General features: G+C 64.2%; 5 protein-coding genes. 1 reads left to right on the forward strand and 4 read right to left on the reverse strand.

The window, feature by feature from the left end; translation table 11 throughout:
- Positions 1–80: 80 nt before the first annotated feature.
- Together F6S12_RS28400 and purL are read right to left on the reverse strand one after the other, a co-directional pair.
- On the reverse strand, positions 81–392 hold the full coding sequence (locus F6S12_RS28400) for a YqfO family protein (protein ID WP_315869593.1): 312 nt from the start codon (positions 390–392) through the stop codon (positions 81–83).
- Positions 393–397: 5 nt separating this feature from the next.
- Complete coding sequence (gene purL / locus F6S12_RS28405; protein WP_315869594.1) at positions 398–4,294, reverse strand: phosphoribosylformylglycinamidine synthase; 3,897 nt, start codon at positions 4,292–4,294, stop codon at positions 398–400.
- A 287-nt stretch (positions 4,295–4,581) separates the two neighbouring features.
- Here purL and mltF point away from each other — a divergent pair, with 287 nt between their 5' ends.
- A complete protein-coding gene (gene mltF, locus F6S12_RS28410) occupies positions 4,582–6,042 on the forward strand; it encodes a membrane-bound lytic murein transglycosylase MltF (RefSeq protein WP_011059425.1) in 1,461 nt (486 codons plus the stop codon).
- 66 nt (positions 6,043–6,108) lie between these two features.
- Here mltF and pdxJ read toward each other — a convergent pair whose 3' ends face one another.
- Together pdxJ and recO are read right to left on the reverse strand one after the other, a co-directional pair.
- Positions 6,109–6,855 (reverse strand): pyridoxine 5'-phosphate synthase, encoded by a 747-nt coding sequence (pdxJ, locus tag F6S12_RS28415; RefSeq protein ID WP_011059424.1) that lies wholly within the window; start codon positions 6,853–6,855, stop codon positions 6,109–6,111.
- Between the two features lie 49 nt (positions 6,856–6,904).
- Positions 6,905–7,594: a DNA repair protein RecO gene (recO, locus tag F6S12_RS28420; protein ID WP_011059423.1), complete on the reverse strand. Its 690-nt coding sequence runs from the start codon at positions 7,592–7,594 to the stop codon at positions 6,905–6,907.
- Between the last annotated feature and the right edge of the window lie 60 nt (positions 7,595–7,654).

Below are 7,654 nucleotides of genomic sequence, written 5' to 3' on the forward strand. Positions count from 1 at the left end.
GAGCCGGCTGGCCGGCGAAGGCCCACAAAAAAGCCCGCTGACCGTTGCCGGTTCAGCGGGCTTTGTGTCTGTGGATAACCTCAGAACGCTTCGAGGCGCCAGACTTCATAAGCCGGCGTTTCGTAGGGATGGCTCTGCTTGAGGGCCAGTACCACGTCGCGAATCAGTTCGTCGGCCACCACCAGCTCGACCTTCCACTCCTCCACCCGCTCCACCTGGCCGGTCTGCCCGAGAAACGGCTGGCTGCCGTCCAACGGGCGAAACTGGCCCTGGCCGAGCACCTGCCAGGCGCAATGGTCATAGGCGCCGATGCGTCCGCCGCCCGCGGCGAACACAGCGCTCTTGACCGACTCCACATGGCTGGGAGGCACGAAGAAGCTGAGCTTGTACATCAGCCTCAGTTCACCCAGACCCGAGCGTTACGGAACATGCGCATCCACGCCCCATCTTCGTTCCACTCATCCGGGCGCCAGGAGTTCTGCACGGCACGGAACACCCGCTCAGGGTGCGGCATCATGATGGTGACGCGACCGTCGCGGCTGGTGAGGCCGGTGATCCCGCGCGGCGAACCGTTGGGGTTGGCCGGGTAACGCTCGGTGACCTTGCCGTGGTTGTCGACGAAACGCAGGGCCACGCAACCGGACAGGTCGGCTTCCAGCAATGCCTCTTCGCTTTCGAACTCCGCATGGCCTTCACCGTGGGCGATGGCGATCGGCATCCGCGAACCGGCCATGCCCTGCAGGAAGATCGAGTTCGACTCCTGCACCTGGACCATGGCCACCCGCGCTTCGAACTGCTCGGAGCGGTTGCGCACGAAGTGCGGCCAGAACTCGCTGCCCGGGATCAGCTCGTGCAGGTTGGACATCATCTGGCAACCGTTGCACACACCCAGGGTGAAGCTGTCGGTACGTTCGAAGAAGCCCTGGAAGGCGTCGCGGGCGCGGCTGTTGAACAGCGCCGACTTGGCCCAGCCTTCACCGGCGCCCAGTACGTCGCCGTAGGAGAAGCCGCCGCAGGCAACCATGCCCTTGAAGTCGTTGAGGTCGACGCGACCGGCGAGGATATCGCTCATGTGCACGTCGATGGCGTTGAAGCCGGCGCGGTCAAAGGCCGCTGCCATTTCCACCTGGCCGTTGACGCCCTGCTCACGCAGTACCGCCACCTGTGGACGCACGCCTTTCTTGATGTAAGGCGCGGCGATGTCCTGGTTGACGTCGAAGCCCAGCTTGACGCTCAGGCCCGGGTTGTCTTCTTCCAGTACCACGTCGAATTCCTGCTCGGCGCAGTCGGCGTTGTCCCGCAGGCGCTGGATCTGGTAGCTGGTTTCTGCCCACTGACGCTGCAGCAGGCGGCGCTGGCCGGTGAACACGCTTTCGCCGTTGTAGGAGATGCTCACTTCACCGTTGTTGATCGGCTGGCCGATCACGGCCACGCAATCGCCCAGGCCGGCGGCGCTGAACTGGGCCAGCACGTCCGGAGTAGCGTCCTGGCGCACCTGGATCACCGCACCCAGCTCTTCGTTGAACAGGATGGCGGCGATTTCGGCGGTGTTTTCCGCCACGGCGTCGAGGCTCAGGTTCAGGCCGCAATGGCCGGCGAAGGCCATTTCCACGGCGCTGACCAGCAGGCCGCCATCGGAACGGTCGTGGTAGGCCAGCAGGTGACCGTCGGCGTTGAGGCCCTGGATCACCGCGAAGAAGGCCTTGAGGTCTTCCGCATCATCCACGTCCGGTGCCTGGCTGCCGAGCTTGCCGTGGGTCTGGGCGAGGATCGAGGCGCCCATGCGGTTCTGCCCGCGACCGAGGTCGATCAGGATCAGGTCGGTGGTGCCCTTGTCCATGCGCAGTTGCGGGGTCAGGGTCTGGCGAATGTCCGCTACGGGTGCGAAGCCAGTGACGATCAGCGACAGCGGCGAGGTGACGCTCTTGTCCACGCCCTCTTCGTTCCAGCGGGTGGCCATGGACATGGAGTCCTTGCCCACCGGGATGGTGATGCCCAGCTCTGGGCACAGCTCCATGCCCACCGCCTTGACGGTGTCGTACAGACGCGCGTCTTCGCCCGGGTGGCCGGCTGCGGACATCCAGTTGGCGGAGAGCTTGATGTCGCTGATCTTGTTGATGCGCGAGGCCGCGATGTTGGTCAGGGTCTCGCCGATGGCCATGCGGCCGGACGCCGGGGCATCCAGCAGGGCCAGCGGAGTGCGCTCGCCCATGGCCATGGCTTCACCGGTGTAGACATCGAAGCTGGTGGCGGTCACGGCCACGTCGGCCACCGGCACCTGCCACGGGCCGACCATCTGGTCGCGCGCCACGAGGCCGGTGATGGTGCGGTCGCCGATGGTGATCAGGAAGCTCTTGCTGGCCACGGCCGGGTGGTGCAAGACGCGCTCGATGCTCTCGGCGATATCCAGGGTGCTTGGATCGAAATCGTCACCCAACTCGTTTTCCCGAACGGCCGAACGGTGCATGCGCGGGGCCTTGCCCAGCAGCACTTCCAGCGGCATGTCCACCGGGCTGTTGCCGAAGTGGCTGTCGGTCACGGTCAACTGTGGTTCGGCAGTGGCTTCGCCGACCACCGCGAACGGGCAGCGCTCACGCTCGCAGATGGCCTTGAAACGTTCGAAATCCGCAGCGCCTACCGCCAGGACATAACGCTCCTGGGATTCGTTGGACCAGATTTCGTGCGGGGCCATGCCCGGCTCGTCGTTGGGGATGTTGCGCAGTTCGAAGCGACCGCCACGGCCGCCATCGTTGACCAGTTCCGGGAAGGCGTTGGACAGGCCACCAGCGCCCACGTCGTGGATGAAGCTGATGGGGTTGTTGTCCCCCAGTTGCCAGCAACGGTCGATGACTTCCTGGCAACGGCGTTCCATCTCAGGGTTTTCACGCTGTACCGAAGCGAAATCCAGGTCCGCCGAGCTGGTGCCGGTGGCCATGGAGGAAGCGGCGCCGCCGCCCAGGCCGATGAGCATCGCCGGGCCGCCGAGCACGATCAGCTTGGAGCCGACGGTGATCTCGCCTTTCTGCACGTGCTCGTCACGGATGTTGCCCATGCCGCCGGCCAGCATGATCGGCTTGTGGTAACCGCGAACTTCATCGCCACGAGGCGTGGTAATGGATTGCTCGAAGGTGCGGAAATAACCGGTCAGGGCCGGACGGCCGAATTCGTTGTTGAACGCCGCGCCACCCAGTGGGCCTTCGATCATGATGTCGAGGGCGGTGACGATGCGCTCAGGCTTGCCGTACGGCACTTCCCACGGCTGTTCGAAGCCCGGGATCTGCAGGTTGGACACGGTGAAACCGGTGAGGCCGGCCTTGGGCTTGGCGCCGCGCCCGGTGGCGCCTTCGTCGCGGATTTCGCCGCCGGAACCGGTGGAGGCCCCCGGGAACGGCGCGATGGCGGTCGGGTGGTTGTGGGTCTCGACCTTCATCAGGATGTGCACCGGCTCCTGTACCGCACCGTACTGGCGGGTCTCAGGGTTCGGATAGAAACGCCCGGCAACCGAACCGACGATGACCGCGGCGTTGTCCTTATAGGCGGAGAGCACACCTTCGTTGTGCATCTGATAGGTGTTCTTGATCATGCCGAACAGGCTTTTTTCCTGGCTCTGGCCGTCGATATCCCAACTGGCGTTGAAGATCTTGTGGCGGCAGTGCTCGGAGTTGGCCTGGGCGAACATCATCAGTTCGATGTCGTGGGGATTACGCTTGAGGCCCTGGAAGGCGTTCATCAGGTAATCGATTTCGTCTTCGGCCAGGGCCAGGCCCAGCTCGCTGTTGGCCTGCTCCAGCGCAGCCCGGCCACCGCCGAGGATGTCGATGGCGGTCAGCGGCTTGGGTTCGGCGTGGCTGAACAGGCCGGCGGCCTGTTCCAGGTTGGCCACCACGATCTGGGTCATGCGGTCGTGCAGGGCGTCGGCGATCAGTTGGGCCTCGGCCTCGCTGAACTCACCGGCCACATAGAAGGTGATGCCGCGCTCCAGGCGCTGGATCTTCGCCAGGCCACAGTTGCGGGCGATGTCGCTGGCCTTGCTCGACCACGGCGAAATGGTGCCGAAACGTGGCAGGACCAGGAACAGACGGCCGGTCGGCTCTTGTACCGGAACGCTGGGGCCGTACTTCAGAAGGCGCGCAAGCACCTGCTGTTCGTCGCCGGTCAGGACGCCGGTGACTTCGGCGAAGTGAGCGAATTCAGCATACAAGCCACTGACAGCCGGTACTTTCTGGCTCAGTTGCTCAAGGAGTTTGCTGTGGCGAAAGGCAGAAAGGGCAGGAGCGCCGCGCAGGATCAACATCTTCGGGACAGCCTCGGGAAGGGGGTGTGCTTTGAGGCCGTGCATTCTAACGTAAACCGCTGGCATCGGCACTCGAAACGCAACCCCCGGGCGCCTCCGGACGTCGGCCCGGGGCCAGCCCCCTATAACAAAGCCTCATCAGGGTCATTGCCGGTGGTTATTTTAAACGTCACATTCAGCGCCCAGGCCCCATTCCTGAGGCCTTCAGCCCGGCTCGACCATCGCTAGCAGACAAGCCCTTCGCTGTCGAGATATGGCGGCCGTTATCCTTTGCGTATACTGCGCCAATGTTTTCCCCTATGGCTTTACGTCCGCGCTGCGCCAAGTGGCTCATCGTTACCGGACTCTTCCTGATGCTCGGCGCCTGTGTTGAGAAACCCAGCACGCTCGAGCGCGTAAAGGAGGATGGTGTGCTGCGGGTGGTCACCCGTAACAGCCCTGCCACCTACTTTCAGGATCGCAACGGTGAAACCGGCTTCGAATACGAGCTGGTGAAACGCTTTGCCGACGATCTGGGGGTGGAGCTCAAGATCGAGACCGCCGACAACCTCGACGATCTGTTCGACCAGCTGGGCCAGCCCAAGGGCCCGGTACTGGCCGCCGCCGGCCTGGTGAGCAGCGAGCAGCGCAAGCAGCAGGTGCGGTTCTCCCACCCCTATCTGGAAGTCACGCCCCAGGTCATCTATCGCAATGGCCGTTCCCGCCCCACCACCGCGCAAGACCTGGTGGGCAAGCACATCATGGTGCTCAAGGGCAGCACCCACGCCGAACAACTGGCGGAACTCAAGCTCAAGTACCCCGGCATCGAATACGAAGAGTCGGACGCCGTGGAAGTGGTGGACCTGCTGCGCATGGTGGACGAAGGGCAGATCGACCTGACCCTGGTGGACTCCAACGAACTGGCGATGAACCAGGTCTACTTCCCCAATGTGCGAGTGGCCTTTGACCTGGGCGACGCCCGCAGCCAGAGCTGGGCCGTGGCCGCAGGCGACGACAACAGCCTGCTCAACGAGATCAACAGTTTCCTCGACAAGGTCGAGAAGAACGGCACCCTGCAACGCCTGAAGGACCGCTACTACGGCCATGTGGACGTGCTCGGCTATGTCGGCGCCTACACCTTTGCCCAGCACCTGCAGCAACGCCTGCCCAAGTACGAGAAGCACTTCAAGGCGTCTGCCAAGCAGGAAAAGCTCGACTGGCGCCTGCTGGCGGCGGTGGGCTATCAGGAATCGATGTGGCAGGCCGAGGTCACCTCCAAGACCGGGGTGCGCGGGCTGATGATGCTGACCCAGAACACCGCCCAGGCCATGGGCGTTTCCAACCGCCTGGACCCCAAGCAGAGCATCAGCGGCGGGGCCAAGTACCTGGCCTATATCAAGGAACAGCTGGACGACAAGATCGAGGAACCGGACCGCACCTGGTTCGCCCTGGCCGCCTATAACGTCGGCACCGGCCACCTGGACGATGCGCGCAAGCTGGCCGAGAAAGAAGGCCTGAACCCGAACAAGTGGCTGGATGTGAAGAAGATGCTGCCGCGCCTGTCGCAGAAGCAGTGGTACAGCAAGACCCGCTACGGCTATGCCCGGGGCGGCGAGCCCGTGCATTTCGTCGCCAACATCCGTCGCTACTACGACATTCTCACCTGGGTGACCCAGCCGCAGCTGGAAGGCGACCAGGTTGCCGAAGGCAACCTGCACGTACCCGGGGTCAACAAGACCAAGCCGCCGGAAGAGAATCCGCCGCTTTAAAAGCATTCGCCGGCCAGCCGGCTCCTACGCAGGTTGTGCAGGAGCCGGCTGGCCGGCGAAGGCGATTCAGGCCTTGGCCGCAGCCGCCAGGATCAAGGCCTTCATCTCAGCCACCGCACCTTTGAAACCGACAAACAGAGCGTGTGCCACCAGGGCATGGCCGATGTTCAGCTCGTTGATGCCCTTGATCGCCGCCACCGCCTCGACGTTGTGGTAATGCAGGCCATGGCCGGCGTTGACGATCAGCCCCTGGGCCAGGCCAACAGCAACGCCGTCGACGATACGCTGCAGCTCCTCGGCCACTTCACTGGGCGTCTGGGCATCGGCATAACGCCCGGTGTGCAACTCGATGGCCGGCGCGCCGACCCGCTTGGAGGCCTCGATCTGGCGCTCGTCGGCGTCGATAAAAAGGGACACTTCGGAACCGATTTTCGACAGCCGCTCTACCGCCGCCTTGATCCGCGCCTCCTGCCCCGCCACATCCAGGCCGCCTTCGGTGGTGAGCTCCTGGCGGGTTTCCGGCACCAGGCAGATATGTGCCGGACGGATACGCTCGGCAAAAGCCATCATCTCTTCGGTGACGCCCATTTCGAAGTTCATGCGGGTCTGCAGCACGTCCTTGAGCAGCAGCACGTCGCGCTCCTGGATATGCCGGCGATCTTCGCGCAGGTGCACGGTGATGCCGTCGGCGCCCGCCTCTTCCGCGTCCAGCGCTGCCTTGACCGGGTCCGGGTAACGGGTGCCCCGTGCCTGGCGCAGGGTGGCAACGTGGTCGATGTTCACGCCAAGAAGAATGCGATTGCTGGTGGTCACGGAAGCGCTCCTGAATAAATGAAGATTCGGCGCACAGCATACGGGGAGACTAAGGCTTGCGAAACAACTCGCGACTGACCAGGGGCCGGCCGCCCAGGTGCACCGCCAGGGCCTGGCGCATCAGGCGCTTGGCCGCCGACAGCGCGCCGGGAGCGCTCCAGTCGGCATCGGCCATGGCCAGCAACTCGGTGCCGTTGAACAGCCCCGGCTGCAGCAGGAACACCTGCTCCAGCCCGGCATCCACCTGTAAGCGATACAGGCCGTCGGCAGCAATGGGCGCGCCATGGATGTCGCTGTCCAGGGCAAAGCCGTAGCCCAGGTCATCCAGCAGGCGCCACTCAAAGGCCCGCAGCAGAGGCTCCAGGGGACGGCCTTCGGCCAGGGCCAGCAGCGTGGCAGCGTAGTGGTCGAATACCGCAGGATGGGGATCTTCCGCCGGCAGCAGGCGAATCAACAGCTCGTTCAGATAGAGGCCGCTGAACAACGCCTCGCCATTGAGCCAGGCGGCAATGCCGGCACTTTCCATGCGCCCGACGTTCTTCAGTTCGCCACGGCCGCGAAACTCGACCTCCAGGGGCACGAAGGGCCGCGCCAGGGTCCCGGCCTTGCCCCGGGCATTGCGCAGCACCGCTCGCAGGCGACCTTGGGGGGTAAGAAAATCCACCAGGGCACTGCTTTCGCGGTAGGCGCGGCTGTGCAGGACGTAGGCGAGTTGGCCGACTGGGGCATTGCTGGACATGGTTGCGAGGGATCTCAGGGGAAGAGAGGGAACCGGGTCCGGAGAAGGGGTTGCAGCTGT

Origin of the sequence: Pseudomonas sp. JV245A (assembly GCF_032424515.1) — a bacterium.
GTDB classification, from domain to species: domain Bacteria; phylum Pseudomonadota; class Gammaproteobacteria; order Pseudomonadales; family Pseudomonadaceae; genus Aquipseudomonas; species Aquipseudomonas protegens.